Raw genomic sequence first — 21,113 nt, forward strand, 5'->3', positions numbered from 1 at the left:
GTGATGTTTAAACTTAAACGTATCCTATTGATTGCCCCCACCGAAATGACCCGCACTCCAGCGTTTGACCGGGCGCACGCGCTGGCCTGTGCCACCGGAGCCATATTGCACATCGTCGCGTTCGATTATGTGCAGGCGCTGGCGGTGGCCGGGCTGTTTGATCACGATGCGATGGCCCAGGCACGGGAGGGCTACTTACAGGTGCATCGACATTGGCTGGAGCAGCAAGCCCGGTTCCAACGATGCATCGGGTTGCCGGTAACCACCGAGGTTGTCTGGGCCAGGTCCACCCCGGCAAATATCCTTGAGTATGTCAATGACTTCCATGCGGATCTGGTGATCAAGGACACCCAGCATGTACCTGCACTCGACCGCGCATTCCATCGTCCTCTGGACTGGCTGTTGCTGCGCAACTGTCCCGCACCCTTGCATCTGGTTACAGAAGCTGAAAATCCCAAACCGTTGAAAATTCTCGCGACCATCGATCTGTCCCATCTGGAGGAACTGACCCAAGGGCTCAATGACCGGATTCTCGACCTGGCTTCAACGTTGGCGGCCTCCTGTGACGCCGCCTTGCACGTGTTGAACGTCAACAACTGGTCAGTGATGGGCGACGCGACGCGGAGTGTGCCGACATCGAGTCTGGATGACAGTTTGAGAGACGCGGTCAACGATGCCCAGGAGGAGGCTTTTGAGGTGCTTGTCGAACGCTATGGCATTGAAAAAAAATGCCAACATCTACTGACCGGCATTCCCCACAAAGTGATCGGATCTTTCGCCCAACAGAATGCATTCGACATGGTGGTGCTGGGTACGGTCTATCACCACGGAATCGACAGGTTGATCGGCAGTACTGCCGAGAGCGTGCTGAACAGGGCCCCGTGCAGCTTGACAATCGTAAAACCATTGCCTTGGCTTGACTAAAACGACGATCCGGTCGCACCCCCGGTTGATAAAAATCAACTGTTCTTGCGCCAAAAGGAGCAATCAATAGAGCTCCCATGAATGTTCAAGGAAACGGCCATGCGAATGACATTTCTTGGTGCAGCAGGCACGGTCACCGGCAGCAAATACCTGTTGGAACATCGCGACCAACATGTACTGATCGATTGCGGCCTGTTCCAGGGCTATAAACAGCTGCGATTGCATAACTGGGACCCGTTCCAGCTCCCGGTTGGCAACCTCGGCGCCATCGTCCTTACCCATGCCCATCTGGATCACAGCGGCTACCTGCCCGTATTGGTGCGTAGCGGTTATCGCGGTCCGGTTTATGCCACACCCGCCACCTGTGAGCTGGTGCGGATCCTGCTACTGGACAGCGGCCGCCTGCAGGAAGAGGCCGCCGAGTTCGCCAATCGGCATGGTTTCTCCCGGCACAACCCGGCGTTGCCGCTTTATACCGAGCAAGATGCCGAGCGGGCACTGAAACTGTTGCGACCAGTGGAGTTGCATCACAGGGTCAAAATTGCCCCGGGCATGACCATCCAGCTTCGTTGCGCGGGGCATATATTGGGCGCGGCTACGGTGGAGGTGATCGCCGATGGCATCACGCTGGTCTGTTCAGGGGATCTGGGACGGCCAGATGATCCATTGATGCTCGCTCCAGAAACTGTCGAGCAGGCTGACTACCTGCTCGTGGAATCGACTTATGGTGATCGCAAACATCCGGTCGAGTCGCCGGAGGCGCAATTGGCCGAAGTCATCACCCGCACCACGCTGCGTCATGGCATCACCTTGGTTCCGTCGTTCGCAGTAGGGCGCGCCCAACTGTTGATGTACCACCTGTATCGGCTGAAACAACGACACGCGATTCCCGATCTGCCGATCTATCTCAACAGCCCGATGGCAACCGACGTCACGAGTTTGTACCAGCGTTTTCGCAGTGAGCACCGTTTGTCCCCCGAAGAATGCGAAGGCATGTGTCACGTCGCGCAGTTCGTGCGCTCCACCGCTGACTCGATCAAACTGGATCAGCAACGCACCCCGGCGGTAATTATCGCTGCCAGCGGCATGGCCACGGGGGGGCGTGTGATCCACCATCTCAAGGCGCTGGCCCCCAACCCGATCAATACGTTACTCGTACCTGGATTCCAGGCCGGCGGTACTCGTGGCGCGCAAATTGTCGCAGGCGCGCCTTCGGTGCGCATTCACGGCAAGGATGTGCCGATCAGGGCTGAAGTGGTGCCGATGGAAACACTGTCCGCGCACGCCGACGCCGATGAAATCATGCAATGGCTGCGCGGATTCAAGCGGCCGCCGAAACACACTTACGTGGTGCATGGCGAGCCGAATGCTTCGGATGTACTGCGTCGACGCATTAGCCTGGAATTGGGCTGGTCGGTGTCGGTGCCGGAGTACCGCGACAGTGTTGAGCTCGACGCCATCAGTGCGCCTGTAACCGCATCGCGCTGACTAAAGATGTCCTCGCCGGTTTGAAGCCTGCCCCCTTTGGCAGGAGGAATGTTTATTACCGCTCATTGACAGCACTTCTGCCCAACCGGTTTCCCGGCTGGGCAGGGCGGCGCCAGACTCAATCGCCTTTAATTGAAACGACTTGATCCGCTTTCATGGCTTCGGGCTTTTTCGGCAGCGAGATGCTCAGCACGCCTTTGCTGAAACTCGCATCGATTTTGTCGGTATCGACCCCCTTGGGTAGGCTGAACACCCGCTCGAAGGAACCGTAGTGACGTTCGCTAAGATAATAGCCCTTCCGTTTTTCTTCCTTGTCCTCTTTCTTTTCCCCTTTGATGATCAGGCTGCCGTTGGACAGCTTGATCTCGATGTTCTTCTGATCCATACCGGGTAACTCGGCGGTGATTTCGAAGCTTTTATCCTTCTCAGTGATGTCTACGGCTGGCATGCCACGTCCAATCGGTTCACGACGCCAGAACGGTTCAACATCGAACAGCCCACGACCAAAGGGGGAAAGACCCGAACCACGATTGAAGTCATCGAACAGGTGATCGACCTGCTGCCGGAGTTTTTCCAGCGGCCGCCAAAGATCGTTTGCCATCGGGTGTTGACTGGTTTTGTCGTCGGTAGCCACCGGCATTTTTTTTACAGAATTGCTCATTTCACTAATCCTCTTGGGTAAAGGGCAGGCTGCAAACATCCCTTAAACCAGTCCACCCTGGAAAGAACAGAACTCGAAGACTGGCTTTATATGGCCACCGTCCCGGACCACAGCATCCAGCCGGCATAGGCTGCCGCCGTCCAGATAATGATCAGCAGTCCCGTCTCGGGGCCGCTGAGCGGTTGCCCCTGACGAGCCTTCATGGTGGCCAGATAGATCAACGAACCGGGGGCGTACAGCAAAGCGCTGAGCAACATGTATTTAGGCCCGGCGGCATACAGCAGCCACAGGCAATACAGTGTGGCGACCGAGGCGATGGCCATGTCGCGTAGTTGCAGAGCGCGGTGGCCGGCATAGGTCTGGCCCTGCCAGGTCAGTTTCAGCGCATACAGACCACTGAACAGGTACGGCAGCAGAATCATTGAGGTGGCCAGGGAAATCAGCGCGAGGTAACTGGCGCTCGAATACAACGTCAGTAACAGGAACAGTTGAATGCAGCCGTTGGTGATCCACAGCGCATTGGCCGGCACACCCTGGGTGTTTTCCACGGCAAGCGCGCCTGGCATGACCTTTTCCTTGGCCGGTGTGAACACCGATTCCGCCGCCAGCAGCGTCCAGGCGAGCAGGGCGCCACCCACCGAAATGATCAAGCCAATGCTGATCAGCACCGCGCCCCACGGCCCGGCGGCAGCCTGAAGCACGCCGGCCATCGAAGGGTTTTTCAGGGCGGCCAGTTCAGGTTGTCTGAGAATGCCCAACGAGAGCAACGACACTGCAATCAACAGCAACAGGGTGATGACAAAGCCGATGACCGTGGCGCGGCCGACATTGGCCCGCTCCGCTGCGCGGGCAGAGAACACATTGGCGCCCTCGATCCCGATGAACACCCAGACAGTCACCAACATGGTGCTTTTGACTTGATCGAGGGTGCTGCCCAGCGCGGGCGAGCCCCAGAAGTCGACGCTGAAGGTTTCACGCTGAAAAGTTGCAATCACCAGACCGATAAACAGCAACAACGGCACGATCTTGGCCACCGTCGTCAACGCGTTGGCGCGCGCCGCCGTGTGCATGCCCCGGAGAATCATCCAGTGCAATGACCATAGCACCACGGACGCCCCGGCAATCGCCGCTTTGTTGTTGCCTTCACCGAACAGCGGGAAGAAATAACTCAGGGCGGCGAACAAAATCACCAGATAGCTGACGTTGCCGATCCAGGCACTGATCCAATAGCCCCACGCTGAATTGAAGCTGAGGTATTCGCCACCCAAGGCGCGGGCGTAGGCGAACACACCGTTATCCAGCGCCGGTTGGCGGTTGGCGGTTGGACAAGGTCTGATAAACCAGCGCCAGCGACAACATGCCGACGCCGGTGATCAGCCAACCAATCAGGATCGCCCCGGCCCCCGCACTGGCCGCCATGTTCTGTGGCAGGCTGAAAATACCGCTGCCAATCATCGAGCCGACCACCAGGGCAATCAGCAGGCTCAGGGACAGGCGCTTGGGTTCCACCTTTCGCAAACTGGCCGCAAGGGGGTGGCTGGCAGTCGGCGGGACGACCGGCTGGGTGCCTTGCAGGTGGGTAGCCATGGGAGTCTCCACGAAACGAGAGTGTCTGCACTCATCGCATGCGATGGTGCGAATGCTGACTCTAATTTCTGCGTGAACGTCCAACGTCTGTTTGATATAGATCAGAAAGTGGGAAATCAGCCGATTTATCCGGGCACAGCCATGCCCCTCTATTGTCTCCAACGCGTCAATTGCTACGCCCGGCGGACACGAAAGACATTCGAGTCCTAAGCTCTACCTCGATGAGCGGCAGTTGTTTTTACAGCGATGCATGCAAATCGCTTTTTGAGGAGCTCACTTCGATGCTCAGCAAGTGGCTGGACCCCGTTCTATTGCTGCTCACCGCATTGACGCTGCTGGCCGGCGGCATCGCGTATGTTGCGCAGAAACCTGATTGGGCATCGATGTACTGGGCAGCAGGCAGTCTGGTGATGTCCGCGGTATTGCTCATCGAGATTGCCAGGCGTCTGGCTCGACGCGAGGCTGGCGTGGACCTGATTGCGCTGATGTCGATCACCGCCGCCCTGGTCTTTGAGCAGACGCTCGTGGCGGCGGTGATTGCCTTGATGCTGGCGTCCGGCCGGACTCTGGAGTTTTTCACCAAGCAGCATGCCGAGCGTGAACTACGTGCGCTCATCGACCGTGCGCCACGTTTTGCCTGGTTACAGGAGGAGGGCGGTTTACGCAAGATTCCGGTTGAGCAGGTCCAGTTAAATCAAACATTGCTGGTGCGGTTGGGGGAGGTGATACCGGTCGATGGGCGCCTGCTGAGTCCTGCGGCGATTCTGGACGAATCAGCGCTCAGTGGTGAGTCGTTGCCCGTCACCCGTCGAGAAGGTGAGCAAGTGCACAGCGGCGTTTCGAATGTCGGTGCGCCCATCCTGCTAATTGCCACGCGAACGGCCGCGCAGAGTACCTATGCCGGCATAGTGCGGCTGGCCGAGGAGGCACGCCGTTCGCGCGCACCTTTCGTGCGTCTGGCCGACCGTTATGCACTGTTCTTCATCCCACTGACGTTGCTGATTGCCGGATTGGCCTGGCAATTGAGTGGTGATCCTTTGCGAGCGCTGGCGGTGCTGGTGGTGGCGACACCTTGTCCTTTGATTCTGGCAGTACCGATTGCCATCATGTCGGGGATTTCCAGAGCTGCGCGGCGCGGGATCCTGATCAAGGACGGCGCGACCCTGGAAGCGTTGGCTGGGGTCAAGCAGGTGTTCCTCGACAAGACCGGCACGCTGACCAGCGGCCATGCCCGTCTGCAGTCGATAGAGGTCAATGGACTGGCCGATCCGCAGCGCCTGCTTGGCCTGGCCGCTTCGCTGGCGCAGGCCTCGACGCATCCTATCTCCCAGGCAATTGTTGAAGCTGCGCTTCAGCGCCAATTGCCTCTCAGCGCCCCCCAGGGAGTAGAAGAAAGCCCAGGTTCTGGGCTTTGTGGGCTCGTCGACGGCGTGCAGGTGCGTTTCGGCACGTTGCCTTTTGCTCACAAAGACGCCCCTGAAACTGACTGGGTCGCCGCCATGCTGCGGCACATGGACTACCTGGCGTGCAGTGGAAGCTTCATCGACGTGGATGAGAAACTCGCGGGCCTGCTGGTTTTCTCGGACAAGGTTCGGCGCGAGACTCCACAAACTCTGCGTCGACTGCGCAATAGGGGCATCGAAAAGATCGTCATGCTCACCGGAGATCGCCTGGAAACCGCCGAAATGATTGCCCTATCTGCCGGGATTGACGAACTGCGTGCCGGGTTGACCCCTGAGGATAAAGTGCGTGCTGTACAGCAAGGTTGCCTGCGCACTAGCACATTGATGGTCGGTGATGGCATCAACGACGCCCCCGCGCTGGCGGCGGCCAATGTCGGCGTGGCCATGGGAGCCAGCGGTGCCACTGCCTCTGCACAAGCCGCGGGTGTTGTGCTGTTGGTGGATCGTCTGGATCGTCTGGTCGAAGCGCTGGACATTGCCCGACGCACCCGCTACATCGCCCGCCAGGGTGTGCTGATCGGCATGGGAATGTCGTTGCTGGCCATGGCCGTGGCAGCCCTCGGTTACTTGCCGCCGCTGATTGGCGCCGTGGTGCAGGAGGGTATCGACGTGGTGATTATCCTTAATGCCTTGCGGGCACTGGGGCCGTTGTGGGGGCTGAGGAAACGAAAGCTTGCCGCAGAACATATCGATCGCCTGCAAGACGAACACCAGCAACTGTCCACCGTACTGAGCGATCTGCATCAACTGGCCAATGACTTTGCCCAGCGCCCACTTGCGCAAGCACAGACCGACTTGGTGGAACTGGTCAACCAGCTGCAAACATCACTGGCGCGGCATGAACACGAAGATGAAAACACACTGTATCCGCTGCTGACGCGAAGCATGCCCGGCGAGGACCCGATGTCGGCTATGAGCCACGCTCACCGGGAGATTTTTCGCCTTATCCATTTACTGACGCGCATGAGTAGCGACTTCAGTTCCGACCCCGCAACGGCACCTGCTGATGAGATTCAGCATCAGCTGATTCGTCTGGATACCCTCGTGCGACTGCACTTTGATCAGGAGGAGGAACTGTTTCGTTATCTGGATTGGCGCTAAGGCATTCAAGTCCTGCAAAAGGGAATGAAATGAGTAAGGCCCAGGATCAGCCCATGACCTGCGGCCCGGTTCAAATAGGGATGACCGATGTTCACAAGCGGCTGTAACCCTGGATTTGAGACCCGTTAGCCAGAAAGCAGGTTAGAGTGTTCGTCAGTGTCTGTTCATCAGGACCCTCCACTCGATTCGCATAGTTGCACCAAGCGACGCCAGCGAACGAACAGGGGCAAAAAAAACCGTATATCAATCGTCATGTGAAGAATGAATCGTCCGCTGTTTGTTTCTCTAGATGGACCCAAGGGCGCCGGCAAAACCACACTGCTGGAGGCCGTTACGAAAGCCCTGAGGGCCGATAACAAAAAGGTGATCCGGCTTTGCGAGAAAAAAAGTGATCCTTACAGGGGGGAAACAATGGCCCTCGTTAACAAACTCGTCAGAGATCCCACCCGGGATTTGGAGTTGGAGGTTTGTGCGCGTTTTGCTGATAGCCGTACCTGGATTTCCCAGCACGTGCTGGCTAAACAGCCACCCGGCAGCATCATCTTGATCGATCGCTGGTACCCGTCTGATGCCGCGTTTCGCCGGATAGTCCCGTTTGCAGAGATTCTACAGTTGAACATTGATCGAAACGTCCGAGTGCCTGACCTGCATGTCGGGGTTGTCACCGCCCCTGAAATTTCATGGGCGAGGGCAGCGGCACGTCGGCGCGGGCTGAGCAGTACGGTGATCCATAAGCTGGAAGAACATGTCGCTTGTACCAAGGCGTTCGAGCGAGCGATTGCAGATCACGGCTGGGTTCTTTGCCGTAATGAAGGAACAATCGAAGACGCAACGATGCAGGTGGTTTCTGAGATCTATAGAGTCCAGCGCAGCTCGCTGCACAGGGCGTGATGCGGTTGAGATAGCCGTTGAAATAGCATCATTGGCAGGATTGAAGGAAAGGAGCTTTGGTAGAAGTTCCATCCTGACACATTATTTAACAAGTGGGCCATGTCATATGTTCATAGGCAGGCCGTTACTATGTTCTGCGGCACGTCCGAAGGCTAATGGCATGGAAATGTTCATGGGTCCAAGTTCATGGAAACCGGGCTGCAGCTTCCGAACTGTCCGGCCCAGCAGAACGGAGCACCCCGACCATTCCAGCCAAACGGCGGCAATCTGATACCGTTTTTTATGTTGGATCTGAGCCTTTTTTTTGCGGGTCGGTGCTCTATAGAGTGCGCGTCCGACGCACTAGTGGACAGTGATCGGCCGCCCACTGTTTCAGGCTCTCTGAAGACCGGACGACCTCGAGAGTCTTCAGGAACCACCATGAATACTCGTCCGAGCTTTCACAGCAAGACCTTCCCCGAGTCGCAACGTGACATTCTCGGCATGATCGCGACCGACCATCATCTGGGCGACATACTCTGCGCCATCTGTCAGATGCACGACGCACAGACCCCCGAAACCTTCTGCTCTATCCTGCTCACTGATGCCGAGGGCAAACACTTGCTAAGCGGCGCGGCGCCCGGGCTGCCGGCCGAGTACAGCGAGGCGATTCATGGAATGGCCATTGGTCCACAGGAAGGAACCTGCGGCACCGCAGCATTCCGGCGCGAGCTTGTGGTCACCGAAGACATCGCCCAGGACCCAAACTGGGAGCGTTTCCGCAGCCTGGCGCTGGGGCATAACCTGCGTTCCTGCTGGTCGGTGCCGTTGCTCTCCCATCAAGGAAACGTGTTGGGTACATTTGCCCTGTACCAGAACCGCGCCCATGCGCCGGACGAGGCGCAGATTCAACGATTGGCCTTTGCAGCCCAACTGGCAGTCATTGCGATCCGCCGCGAACGTGACGGCCAACGTCTGGAGGAAAGCGAACAACGTTTTCGATCATTGTTCACCTACAACCCCAACCCGGTGTTCGCCCTCGATCTGGCCGGCAACATCCAGAGTGTGAATCCGGCAGGCCTGAAGCTGAAACCGCACACCGCAACCGATTTCCTGGGTCATCACTTTTCCCGCCTGTTGCTCGAAGAAGACCTGGAACGGGTCAGTCAGCATTTTTCCGCAGCCCGCGCTGGAGAGCCTCAACGCTTCGAGGCACGGCTTCTCGACGAGAGTGATAAATTGCTGACCATGGACATTTCCAACCTGCCGATCATGGTCAACGGAGAGATCGTCGGGGTATTTGGCATAGCCCGAGACATCAGCGAGCAGAAGCATTTCGAGCGCCAATTGAGCTTCAATGCCAGCCATGACCGGCTGACCGGTTTGCTTAACCGTGTTTCGCTTGAAGACCGGCTTGTTCTGGATTGTCACATCAGTCGTCGGCGTAAGCGTCGTCTGGCGGTGATGTGCATTGACCTGGATGGATTCAAATCCATCAACGATTCGATCGGGCATTACTTCGGCGATCAGGTGCTGATTGAGGTGGCGCAGCGTATGACCCGGCAGGTTCGTCCCGGTGACACCATCGTGCGCATGGGCGGTGACGAATTTATCGTGCTGCTGCCGGACCTGCTTCGTGATGAGGACGTTGTACCGGTGGTCGAGCGCTTGATGGCCAGCATTGCCAGACCCTACTGCATCCAGGGCATTGACCTGCACGTGAGTGCAAGTATCGGCATCACCCTGAGCGATGGTCACATCGAGCAGCCGATGCAGTTGATCCAGCAGGCTGACATGGCCATGTACAAAGCCAAGCAGCAAGGGCGCAACAACTTTCAGTGGTACACCAGCGATCTCAATCAGCGCGTTTGCGAGCACGCGAGCCTGCGCAATGACCTGCAAAAGGCTATCGAAACTCAATCGTTCAAGCTGCATTATCAACCGCAGATAGAGGCGCGCACGGGGCGGGTGGTCGGGATCGAAGCGTTGCTGCGCTGGGAGCATCCTGAAAAAGGATTTATCTCACCCGCTGTGTTTGTGCCGGTGGCAGAGGACAGTGGTCAGATCATCCCGCTGAGCCTTTGGGTACTCGATACGGCCTGCGCGCAGCTGCGCCAGCTCGGCGAGCAGGGCATCACCGGCATCTCGATGGCGGTGAATATTTCGCCGATGCATTTTCAGCGTGGCCATTTCGTCCAGTATGTCCAAGCCACCCTGGAGAAACACGGACTCTATGGTGAGCAACTGGAGTTGGAGATCACCGAATCGCTTCTGTTGCATAACGCTGAACAGGCGATCGACACGTTGCACCGGCTCAAGGCATTGGGGGTGCGCATTGCGCTCGATGATTTCGGCACCGGTTTTTCCAGCCTCAGCTACCTCAAGCGTTTGCCCATCGACAAGATCAAGATTGACCGCTCGTTCATCCAGGAAATCGCTACCGACCATCACGATGCAGCGATTACCCAAGGCATTATTTCCATGGCCCATCACCTCAGCCTGGCGGTGGTCGCCGAAGGCGTGGAAACGGCGTCTCAGGTGGATTTCCTGAAGGGCAGTCGCTGCGATATTTTTCAGGGGTATTACTTTGCCAAACCAATGCCCTACGCAGAAATCGAAGCTTTCCTGAGCCATCCCGCGTCCCTTCCCTGAGCGGCCATTCTGTCGGGTCCCAGTCCTGTAAATCAGACGCTAAGGCAAATTGTCAGACTCCAACGCAGAACTCCCTCTCCCCAGGCAAGGCGCTCCCTGCGCCTTTCTCACACACTCGGCTCTAACGCTATCGCGCTGCATAACAACAAGAGCCGCGAAAAAATGACTAGTTTCCAACCTGCTACCGAAAATCAGACCGGCCACATCGGCGCCCGTCAGGCCCGTGTCGAGGACGCCGCATTGTTGCGCGGTCTCGGCTGCTATGCCGATGACGCTGCGATCCCTCCGGGAACGCTGCACGCGGCGATCATCCGTTCACCCCACGCTCATGCGCGGATCACCTCGGTGGACTTTTCCAAAGCGCTGCTGATGAAAGGCGTGCACGGCGTGCTGGTCGGCGAAGACGTCAAACGCTGGGCGCTGCCGTTTCCGGTGGGTGTGCGTCAGCCGATGGAGCACTGGTGCGTCGCCGTGGACAAGGTGCGCTATGTCGGAGAGCCGGTGGCCGTGGTGATCGCCGAGAGCCGCTATCTGGCCGAGGACGCCATCGAAGGTGTGCGCGTTGAATACGAGCCGCTGCCCCCGATCATCGATCCCGAACGGGCCACCGCCGAACAGGCGCCGATCCTGCACGAAGCCGTCGGCAGCAACGTGGTCAACGAACGGCGCTTTCGTTATGGCGAGCCGGAGCAGGCGTTCGAGCAGGCGCCGCACAAAGTCTCGCTCAAAGTGAAGTTTCCGCGCAGTTCCTGCACACCCATTGAATGCTATGTAGTGCTCGCTCAGTACGAGCGCGCCACCGGCATTTATGACGTGCTAGCCAATTTTCAGGGCCCCTATGCGTTGCACACGGTCATGGCCCGGGCACTGAATGTGCCCGGCAACCGCTTGCGTTTGCGCACACCGAAAGACTCCGGCGGCAGCTTTGGCATCAAGCAAGGGGTTTTCCCTTACGTGGTGATGATGGGCCTGGCGTCACGCAAGGTCGGCGCACCGGTGAAGTGGGTCGAGGACCGTCTGGAACATTTGCAGGGGGCTTCCTCGGCGACCAATCGGGTGACCGAAATTGAAGCAGCGGTAGAAGCAGATGGCCGCATCACCGCTTTGCGTTATGACCAGATCGACGATTGTGGTGCCTACCTGAGAGCGCCTGAACCGGCGACTTTCTACCGCATGCACGGCAACCTGACGGGGGCCTACGCGATCCGTAATTTGCAAGTGCGCAACCGAGTGGTGCTGACCAACAAAACCCCTTCCGGCCTGAACCGTGGTTTTGGTGGCCCACAGGTGTATTTCGCCCTGGAGCGTCTGCTGCAACACATCGCCGTGCAGTTGAAGCTTGATCCGTTGGACGTGATCCGCCGCAACCTGGTGCCGGCCGATGCCTTCCCTTATCGCGCGGCCGCCGGTGCGTTGCTCGATTCCGGCAATTACCAGGCAGGCATTGCCTTGGCGGCGGCTGACGGTGGACTCGACGAGTTGCTCGAACGTCGTGATCAGGCGCGTGCCGAAGGCCGGATCTACGGCATCGGTTATGCCGCCGTCATCGAGCCTTCGATTTCCAACATGGGCTACATCACCACCGCGATGACACCCGAAGAGCGGCGCAAGGCCGGTCCGAAAAACGGCGCTGTCGCCACCGCCACCATCAACGTCGGCCCATTGGGTGACGTCAGTGTGCACGTGTCCTCGGCACCGCAAGGGCAGGGCCATCAAACCACCGTCGCTCAGGTCGTCGCTGAAGTGCTTGGGGTTGCGCTGGAATCCATCGTGGTCAACGTCGAACTGGATACCCAGAAGGACGCTTGGTCGATTGCCTCGGGCAACTATTCCAGCCGCTTCGCCGGCGCTGTGGCCGGTGCCGTCTACAAGGCGGCGCTGAAGATCCGCGATCGCCTCGCCGCGATTGCCGCCGAGCAATTGCAGGCCAGCCCCGAAGATATTCGTTTCGCCGGCGGCAAGATTTTTGTGGTCAATGGCGGAGCGGTCGCGCCATTCCATCGGATTGCCGGTGCGACCCACTGGTCGCCGGGCCTGCTGCCGGAAGGTGAAAGTGGCGGACTGCGCGAAACCGCGTTCTGGAGCCCGCCGCAATTGGTGGCCCCGGACGACCAGGATCAGGTCAACAGCTCGCTGTGCTACGGCTTTGTCTTCGACATCTGTGGTCTGGAAATCGACCGCATGACCGGCGAGATCCACATCGATCGCTACGTCACCTGCCATGACGCCGGCCGCCTGCTCAACCCGGCGCTGGTCGATGGCCAGATTCGTGGTGGCTTCACCCAAGGCCTCGGCGCGGCGCTGATGGAAGAGTTCGCCTATGGCGAGGACGGCAGTTTCCTCTCAGGGACCTTCGCCGATTATCTGGTGCCGACCGCACCGGAAGTGATCGAACCGGTGATCCTGCACATGGAAACGCCATCGCCATTCACCCCACTGGGCGCCAAGGGTGTGGGCGAGGGAAACAATATGAGCACGCCGGTGTGCATCGCCAACGCGGTGGCTGACGCCCTTGGCCGCTCGGACATCCGTCTGCCACTGACGCCATCGAAAGTACGCACGCTCATCGGGATCGACGAGCCGCCACGGCCCGCCGGTATGGAGCCCGATGAAAACCTGGACGCGGCCGCTGCCGGTGGACCGGCACTGCGGGCCAACGACTCGGTGGTGATTCCTGCTGCGCCGCAACAGGTCTTCGATACCTTGCTCGACCCGCAGACGCTGGCGGCAATCATTCCCGGTTGCCACGACCTCGTGCTTGAAGGCGAAAACCGTTACCGCGCAGACGTCACCGTCGGCGTCGGCATGATCCGTGCGCGCTTCGAGGCCAAGGTTGCCCTGAGTGATCTGGACCCGCCGCATTCATTGCGTCTGTCCGGTTCCGGCAGCAGCTCGATGGGTTCGGCCCAGGGTCAGGCCAAGGTGCGTTTCGTCCAACTGGAAAATGGCCACACACGTCTGGAATACCAATACCAGGTGGCGGTCAGCGGCAAAGTCGCCGCGGTCGGCGGCCGAATGTTGCAAGGGGCCTCGAAAGTGATCATCGGACAAATCTTTACTCGCCTGTCGCAACGGGTCAGCGGCCAAGCCATCTCCACCGGCTGGTGGGCGCGACTGCGGGCCTCGCTTGGCGCGCTGTTTGGCAAGGGAGGTGCGCAATGAAACCGGCTGCTTTCGATTACGTTCGGGCTGACACCCGTCGTCAGGTGGTTGAGTTGCTCGCCGAGTACGGCCAGGAAGCTCGCATCATCGCCGGTGGCCAATCGCTGATGGCGGTGCTGAACATGCGCCTGGCTCAACCCAAGTTACTGATCGATATCAATCATGTGGCTGAACTGGCCTATATCGAACTGCGCAAGGATTGCCTGGCGGTAGGTGCCGGGGTACGACAGGCGCAGTTGCTGGCGCGTTCGACCCTGATGGACGAGGTGCCTTTATTGGCACTGGCGATGCCCTGGATCGGTCACTTCCAGACGCGTAATCGCGGCACCGTCTGCGGTTCGGTGGCTCACGCCGACCCCAGCGCCGAGTTGCCACTGTGCCTGGTGACGCTGGGCGGCGAGATCGTTCTCGAGTCGAAAAAAGGCAAGCGCATCGTCAAGGCTGCCGACTTCTTCCAAGGCATTCTCACCACCGACAAGCGTGCGGATGAACTGGTCGTCGAGGTGCGTTTTCCGCTCAAGCGCGAAGGCATCACCTATCGCTTCCGCGAAATCGCCATGCGCCACGGCGACTTTGCCATTGTCTCCCTGGCCGCGGCCATCGGCGCGGATCAGGTCGAGCTTGGCATCGGCGGGGTCGCCGACCGTCCACAACGTCGTAGCCTGCCTCGTGGTGCCGCGCTGCCAGACGCGCTCAATCAAACCGCCTGGTCGCTCGACGCACAAGACGATGTGCAGGCCAGCGCTGCCTATCGCCGCCAACTAATTCGCGAGCTGGGTCATCAGCTGATCGAAGGAGTCTGAACATGCGTGTAACTGCCGACCAAACCTTTCCGATTCGCCTGGAACTCAATGGCCGCTCCCGCGAAGCCCTGGCTGAACCGCGAACCCAACTCTGCGACTTCCTGCGCCACGACCTCGGTGCCACCGGTGTCCATGTCGGATGCGAACACGGTGTCTGCGGTGCCTGCACGGTGCTGGTGGACGGAGTCGCGATGCGTTCCTGCCTGATGCTCGCGGTACAGGGGCACGAGCGGCGTATCGAGACCGTCGAGTCCTTGGCCGACGACGACACACTGAGCGACCTGCAACAAGCCTTTCGCCGTCATCACGCCTTGCAGTGCGGCTTTTGCACTGCGGGCATTCTCATGTCCTGCGTGGATTTCCTGGAACGGGTACCCAACCCGGACGAGACCCAGGTACGCGACATGCTTTCGGGGCATCTATGTCGCTGCACGGGCTACACCGGCATCGTCCAAGCCGTGCTCGAAGTCGCTGCCCAGCGCCAAACGAACGAAGGGGTATAACAACAATGTTCGATCTCGGACGCAGTTTCCTCGCTGCCGTTGAACGCCGGCCGCACGCCGTGGCGGTCAGTGACGGTGCGTTGAAGAAAACCTATGAAGACTGGTTCGTCGATATCCAGAGTGCCGCTTGGGGCTTGCAATGCCTTGGGCTGCAACGCGGTGATCGACTGCTGGTAGCGATGCAAAACCGCTGGCAGATGGCAACCCTGCATTGGGCCTGTCAGTTTGCGGGCATCGTCATGACCCCGTTGAACTGGCGTTCGACCGCCGATGAACTGGGCTACTGCATCGAAGATGCGCAAATCCGTGCAGTGGCTTACGACGATGCTACCGTGACCGCCGTGGCCGGTTGCAGTGCCGCCACAAGGCTGCCACGGATCGCCACCGGTCTGCGTGCTGCCAACACCGACCTGAGTTTCGAGGAACTGTGTTCGCAGACCCCCTCCGGCATCATTTTGCAGGCCGACGCCGAAGATTTTTCACTGCTGCTGTACACCTCCGGAACCACCAGCAAGCCCAAGGGCGTGCCCCGTCGGCACCGTTGCGAACGTGCCGCGGCGGTGGCCCACGTCGCGCAAAACCTCTACCGCCAGAGCGAATGTACGCTGGGGGTCATGCCGCTTTACCACACCATGGGCGTGCGTTCGTTGCTCTCCATGGCGCTGATCGACGGACATTTCGTCTGTGTGCCGAAGTTCGACGTGGAAGCCACGCTGCAGGCCATCGAACGGGAAAAGGTCAGCAACCTGTACCTGGTGCCGACGCTCTACCACATGCTTATCGAGCACCCGGCCTTTGCCCGCGAGCGAGTCGCCAGTGTGGAGAAAATCGGCTTTGCGGGTGCGCCGATGAGCGACGGCTTGATGCGTCGCGTCGAGCAGGCGTTCCAGCCGCAGTTATTCGTCAATCATTACGGCAGCTCGGAGATCTACACCTTCACCATCGACCAGCAAGCCAGCCGCAAACCCGGTTCGTCAGGGCGCAGTGCAATGAACCAGCGCGTGCGCGTGGTGCCGATCGATGCTGAAACGCCGGACGTGCAGGTCAACCCAATGGAGGAGGGCCAGATCATCGCCGACCTGGCGAGTGACGAGGCGTTCGAAGGCTACCTGAACCGCCCCGAAGCGACCGCCAAGGCCTTGCGTGATGGATGGTATTTCACCGGTGACATCGGCTACTTCGATCTGGAGGGTGATCTGTTCGTCACGGGGCGTGTCGATGACTTGATCATCACCGGCGGCGAAAACGTCAGCCCGGCGGAAATCGAAAACATGCTCTCTCTGCACCCGGCAGTGGAAGAAGTGGTGGTGGTCGGTCTGCCCGACGAGCAGTGGGGCAAGATCATTGCCGCGTTTATCAAGCTGCGCGCCGAGGTCTCGGAAGACGACCTCGATGCCCATTGCATCGCTTCGGGCCTGGCCAAATTCAAGCGGCCACGGCGTTACCAGTTCATCGATCAGATTCCAAAATCTCCAGTCGGCAAGGTTCTGCGGCGCGTGCTGCTGGCCCAATTCCAGGAACAGGCCTTGAAGGCCATCAGCTAATCATCCAGAGGACACTCTCATGCAACAACAAGCGATCCAGCAATTTCTCGACACTCAGTTCGATGGCTTCCAGGTTGAAGTCGATGTGTCCCGCGAGCGCGCCGACATCATCCTCAACAGGGCACCGTTGAACGTCATTTCCATGGGGCAGCGCGATCAATTGCGCCTGGTCTTCGAAGCCCTCGATGCACACAAAGACGTGCGCGTCATCGTGCTGCGCTCGGTGGGTGAACACTTCTCCAGCGGCGGCGACATCAAGGGCTTTCTCGAAGCATCGCCGGAGCACGTTTCGAAGCTGGCCTGGAATGTCGCGGCACCGGCACGTTGCGAAAAACCGGTGATCGTTGCCAACCGTGGCTACACCTTCGGCGTCGGTTTCGAACTGTCCCTGGCCTGCGATTTCCGCATTGCTTCACAAACCACTCGCTACGCCTTGCCTGAGCAGAACCTGGGTCAGATCCCGGGCTCGGGTGGCTCCGCACGCCTGCAGAAAATCATCGGCATCACCCGCACCAAGCACATGGTGATGCGCGCCAAACGCATTACCGGCGACCAGGCCTACGCCTGGGGTATCGCGACCGAGGTCGTGCCGGATACCGAACTGGAAAGCACCGTCGACGCGTTGGTCGATGAACTGCGGCGCTTCTCGCCGTTGGCTCAGCGCACGGCGAAAAAACTGATCAACGATAACGAAGATGCGCCGCTGACCGTCGCGATCGAAATGGAAGGTCACTGCTATAGCCGTCTGCGTAGCTCCAAGGACTTCAAGGAAGGCGTTGAAGCGTTTCACAGCAAGCGTACGGCCGTGTTTATCGGCGAGTAAATCGTACTGGCGAGCGGGCCCGGGAGTATGTTGGTAACAGCGTACGCCTTACGGAGCAGGGCCTGCCGCCCCTTCAATGCAACTGAAAGGGCACATCAAGGTTTCACCGCTGACCTGCTGATTACTCGCAACCCGTGCACCGGGATGCAGAACGTTCGATCACCGTTTGTGTGAGGCAACCATGACTACGACAACAACAATAACTGCATCACCCTCCAGCGCCGCTTGCGATACACCACAGATTCCACCGGGCAAGGCCTTGCTCGCGGCATTTGCCTCGACATTCGGCTGGGCGCTGGATTTGTTCGACCTGTTCATTCTGCTCTACGTGGCGCCCATCATCGGCCGCCTGTTCTTCCCCTCGGACACCCCGACCCTGTCGCTGGCCGCGGTATATGCCTCGTTCGCCGTGGCCTTGCTGGTGCGTCCGCTGGGCTCGGCGATCTTCGGCGCATATGCCGATAAACACGGCCGCAAGCGTGCGTTGATGGTGTCGATGGTCGGCGTCGGTATTTCCACGGCACTGTTTGGCGCGTTGCCGACCATTCATCAGGTCGGCATATTGGCCCCGATACTGTTTTTGGTCTTGCGGGTGATACAGGGCATTTTCGTGGGCGGCATCGTTGCCTCCACTCACACCATCGGCACCGAATCCATCTCGCCGCGCTATCGCGGCTTGATGTCCGGGTTGATCGGTGGTGCCGGCGCCGGTATGGGCGCGCTGTTGGCGTCATTCACTTATCTGGTGTTGTCGGAGATCTTTCCCGCGGAAGAATTTGACGTCTGGGGCTGGCGCTTCATGTTCTTCTGCGGCCTGCTAAGCACGTTTTTCGGTCTGGTGATGTTCCGTTACCTGGAAGAGACCCCGGTCTGGCAGCAACTGCAACAAGCGCGCAAAACCAAGGGGCCGGCGGTAGTTGTCGTGTCGCCGCTCAAGCGTCTGTTCGGTCGCGAGTACCGCGGCGTGATGCTGGTCAACCTGCTGATTACGTTCGGAGGCGGTGCCACGTATTACCTGGCCTGCGGTTATCTGCCGACGTTGCTCAACGTGGTCGCCAAAGTGCCTCATGCGCAGACTTCGCAGATGCTCATGTACGGGTCGGTGGCAACCATTGTCGGAGCACTGGCCTTCGGTTACCTGAGCGACCTGATCGGTCGCAAGAAGACCTTCATGCTGCTGGGTGTGATCAACCTGGTGAGCCTGCCGATGATGTTTCTGGGTGTCGCCGAATCGGGTTCGCTGACCCGTACTGCGCTGTATTGCGTGGGTATAGGCTTCATAGGTGGGGCGATCATCGCGCCGATTCTGATCTTCCTCAACGAACGCTTTGCCACCGAGCTGCGAGCCAGCGGCACCGGATTGTCCTGGAACATCGGTTTCGCCCTCGGCGGAACCATGCCGACCTTTGTGTCCCTGGTCAGCGGCAGCCCGGCGCAGATCCCCATGGTGTTGGCGATGTTCGCCGTCGGTCTGTCGGTGATCTACCTGATCGGCAGCGTGGTGATTCCAGAAACCCAAGGCAATTTCAAGTAAAGGCGGGGAGGCGCTTCAGGAATTCGCAGATCAGCTGCAAGGTCTGCTCGGTCGCTTCGGTCTGGGGAAAGTGCCGACAGTTATCCAGCAACACACAGCGGCACGGTCCAGCGACCTGTCGCTGGATGACCACCAGTTGCTCGGGCGTGGCGTAGTGGTCTTCGCGACCCTGAATGACCAGCAACGGCTTTTCGATATAAGCCAACTGCGCTTCGAGATCATCCAAGGAAAAGTCCGGGTGCAACCAACTGTCGCTCCAACCGTGAAAAGCGCCATCGACATTTGTCCCATGGTGGCGTGCCAGGCGCTCGCGCAACTCGCCCTGATGCCAGGCCTCGGTGGTGTGGCGAATGCCATCGAGGCTCTCGGCCTCGACAATCACGTGAGGCGCCAGTGCGATGCTGCCCAACACGCGTGGATCGTTGGTGGCGGCATAGGCAAGGACGATGGATGCGCCGTCACTGTGACCGAGCAAGACCACTTGCGGCAGTTGCAAGGCATCGAGCAATTGCCGCAGTTCCCGAGGGCCGTCGCTGCTCAGGTAGTTCAGCGGACGCGGCAGGGTTACCGGGCTCGATTGCCCATAACCCTGACGGCTGTAAGTGACCACACCGTAACCGCTGGCCTGGGCCAGGCGCAGGGGGAAGTCTTTCCATTGGTCGGCGCTGCCGAGGCCTTCGTGCAACAGCACCAGTGTCGGTCGCGATGGGTCAGCCGGAGGCAGTTGGCGATGTTCCAGGCGCAGCGCCCCGAGTTGCAAAAACTGTTGTGGCGACATGTTGAATCAACGATTGAACAGGATTGCTCGCAGGTTACCGTAAACGTAACCCTGCATGCAGCACCACGCTTTGCTTGAGGTACAGAAAATATGCGTCATCTCGATGTTCAGGTGATCGACCAGGCACTGCAATGGGCTCGCACCGGGCAGGCCCAGTGGCTATGTACGGTGCTCTCCACCTATGGCTCGGCACCGCGTGCGCCGGGTGCGATGCTGGTGACCAATGGCACAGGCGAACACGTCGGCTCGCTGTCGGGTGGCTGCGTCGAAGAGGAGTTTCTCGAAAGCCTGACGCGCGGTGAGTTACGCGAACCGGCGCAGATCGTCAGTTATGGCGACAGCGTCGAGCAACGCCACCGCCTGCGATTGCCCTGTGGCGGCGTGCTGATCGTGCTGGTCGAGCACCGCGCTGCCAGTCTCGAATGGATCGCCCACCTGGAGAGTCTGCAAGCAGCGTTGCTGGGTCAGCGTCGTCTGCTGCGTCACGTCGAACTGAGCAGTGGTGCCTTGCGCCTGGACCCGGACACCGGACACGGCTGCGAGCGGGTGCAAGTCGTCGACGAAAGCGTGCGCATCAGCGTCGGCCCGGCGTTACGACTGATTCTGGCGGGGCTCTCGCCGGTCGCCGAATTCTGCGCCAGTTTTGCCCGCGCCATCGGCTGCGAAGTCATCGCCTGCGATCCCCGGGAAGAGATGCTGCAAGTACAACTCGAAGGTGTGGAGATGCAACGCGTGCTGCCCTCGATGTTCATTGCCGCCGGAGGTTGCCACGCGGCGACCGCGGTGGTGGCGCTGACTCACGATCCGCGAATCGATGACCTGGCGCTGATGGAAGCGGTGCACACTCCGGCGTTTTACATCGGCGCCATGGGATCTCAGGCAACGTCGGCCAAGCGCGCTGAGCGGCTGAAACGCATCGGTGGTCTGACGGATGAACAGATCGCCCGTTTACACATGCCCATCGGCCTCGATCTGGGCAGCAAGGCCCCGGCGGAAATCGCTCTGGCGGTGGTGGCCGATATCCTGCGCGTTTATCACGGCAAAGAACGCCATGCCTTGTAAGGCGGTTTTTCCGACGAACGTGGGGGCTGCGAAAGTCGAGGTAGACGCTCGGTCATTCGCGCGCGATAGTGACCAGCCAAGTGTTGCTGAACCATGGACCGATCGACGGGCTTGTGAAATAGATAAGCGCCCCGATGATATGCATTGAGGCCGATAAC

The 21,113-nt window shown here is 59.4% G+C and carries 14 protein-coding genes and 1 pseudogene; 12 read left to right on the forward strand and 3 right to left on the reverse strand.

The genetic code is table 11. The annotated features are described in order from the left end of the window. Positions 1–3: 3 nt before the first annotated feature. Together ACQ4OB_RS13515 and ACQ4OB_RS13520 are read left to right on the forward strand one after the other, a co-directional pair. Positions 4–924 carry a universal stress protein gene (locus ACQ4OB_RS13515; protein WP_430955830.1) on the forward strand — a complete coding sequence of 307 codons (921 nt, stop codon included), beginning with the start codon at positions 4–6 and terminating at the stop codon, positions 922–924. Between the two features lie 99 nt (positions 925–1,023). Then, the gene (locus tag ACQ4OB_RS13520; RefSeq protein ID WP_430955831.1) at positions 1,024–2,412 is read left to right on the forward strand and encodes an MBL fold metallo-hydrolase RNA specificity domain-containing protein; all 1,389 of its coding nucleotides are present in this window, start codon (positions 1,024–1,026) and stop codon (positions 2,410–2,412) included. A gap of 118 nt (positions 2,413–2,530) precedes the next feature. On the opposite strand, the gene ACQ4OB_RS13525 is transcribed toward ACQ4OB_RS13520, so the two are convergent. Together ACQ4OB_RS13525 and ACQ4OB_RS13530 are read right to left on the reverse strand one after the other, a co-directional pair. Then, a complete protein-coding gene (locus ACQ4OB_RS13525) occupies positions 2,531–3,073 on the reverse strand; it encodes an Hsp20/alpha crystallin family protein (RefSeq protein ID WP_102615477.1) in 543 nt (180 codons plus the stop codon). Positions 3,074–3,159: 86 nt separating this feature from the next. Then, positions 3,160–4,528 (reverse strand): annotated as a pseudogene (locus ACQ4OB_RS13530) (basic amino acid/polyamine antiporter). 413 nt (positions 4,529–4,941) lie between these two features. On the opposite strand from ACQ4OB_RS13530, the gene ACQ4OB_RS13535 reads away from it, so the two are divergent. The 9 genes from ACQ4OB_RS13535 (at position 4,942) to ACQ4OB_RS13575 (ending at position 19,115) form a co-directional block, all read left to right on the forward strand. After that, positions 4,942–7,224: a heavy metal translocating P-type ATPase gene (locus ACQ4OB_RS13535; RefSeq protein WP_430955832.1), complete on the forward strand. Its 2,283-nt coding sequence runs from the start codon at positions 4,942–4,944 to the stop codon at positions 7,222–7,224. A gap of 261 nt (positions 7,225–7,485) precedes the next feature. Further along, the gene (locus ACQ4OB_RS13540; RefSeq protein WP_102615474.1) at positions 7,486–8,115 is read left to right on the forward strand and encodes a dTMP kinase; all 630 of its coding nucleotides are present in this window, start codon (positions 7,486–7,488) and stop codon (positions 8,113–8,115) included. A 420-nt stretch (positions 8,116–8,535) separates the two neighbouring features. Continuing rightward, positions 8,536–10,746 (forward strand): putative bifunctional diguanylate cyclase/phosphodiesterase, encoded by a 2,211-nt coding sequence (locus ACQ4OB_RS13545; RefSeq protein ID WP_430955833.1) that lies wholly within the window; start codon positions 8,536–8,538, stop codon positions 10,744–10,746. Positions 10,747–10,908: 162 nt separating this feature from the next. Further along, entirely contained in the window at positions 10,909–13,908 is a 3,000-nt protein-coding gene (locus ACQ4OB_RS13550; protein WP_430955834.1) for a xanthine dehydrogenase family protein molybdopterin-binding subunit, read from the forward strand. Beyond that, the gene (locus ACQ4OB_RS13555) at positions 13,905–14,711 is read left to right on the forward strand and encodes an FAD binding domain-containing protein (protein ID WP_102615848.1); all 807 of its coding nucleotides are present in this window, start codon (positions 13,905–13,907) and stop codon (positions 14,709–14,711) included. The genes ACQ4OB_RS13550 and ACQ4OB_RS13555 overlap by 4 nt, the downstream gene beginning before the upstream one ends. Positions 14,712–14,713: 2 nt before the next feature. Then, complete coding sequence (locus ACQ4OB_RS13560) at positions 14,714–15,214, forward strand: (2Fe-2S)-binding protein (protein WP_064596717.1); 501 nt, start codon at positions 14,714–14,716, stop codon at positions 15,212–15,214. Between the two features lie 5 nt (positions 15,215–15,219). Continuing rightward, a complete protein-coding gene (locus ACQ4OB_RS13565; RefSeq protein WP_102615847.1) occupies positions 15,220–16,758 on the forward strand; it encodes an AMP-binding protein in 1,539 nt (512 codons plus the stop codon). Between the two features lie 19 nt (positions 16,759–16,777). Then, a complete protein-coding gene (locus tag ACQ4OB_RS13570; protein WP_102615846.1) occupies positions 16,778–17,581 on the forward strand; it encodes an enoyl-CoA hydratase/isomerase family protein in 804 nt (267 codons plus the stop codon). Positions 17,582–17,762: 181 nt separating this feature from the next. Further along, positions 17,763–19,115 (forward strand): MFS transporter, encoded by a 1,353-nt coding sequence (locus tag ACQ4OB_RS13575; RefSeq protein WP_430955835.1) that lies wholly within the window; start codon positions 17,763–17,765, stop codon positions 19,113–19,115. Here ACQ4OB_RS13575 and ACQ4OB_RS13580 read toward each other — a convergent pair. Continuing rightward, the gene (locus tag ACQ4OB_RS13580; RefSeq protein WP_183681689.1) at positions 19,108–19,893 is read right to left on the reverse strand and encodes an alpha/beta fold hydrolase; all 786 of its coding nucleotides are present in this window, start codon (positions 19,891–19,893) and stop codon (positions 19,108–19,110) included. The genes ACQ4OB_RS13575 and ACQ4OB_RS13580 overlap by 8 nt on opposite strands. Positions 19,894–19,983: 90 nt before the next feature. Between ACQ4OB_RS13580 and ACQ4OB_RS13585 the strand changes: the two genes are divergently transcribed. Further along, entirely contained in the window at positions 19,984–20,955 is a 972-nt protein-coding gene (locus ACQ4OB_RS13585; protein WP_430955836.1) for an XdhC family protein, read from the forward strand. The last annotated feature ends 158 nt before the right edge of the window (positions 20,956–21,113 follow it).

Origin of the sequence: Pseudomonas sp. ES4 (assembly GCF_050586665.1) — a bacterium.
Taxonomy (GTDB): Bacteria; Pseudomonadota; Gammaproteobacteria; order Pseudomonadales; family Pseudomonadaceae; genus Aquipseudomonas; species Aquipseudomonas frederiksbergensis.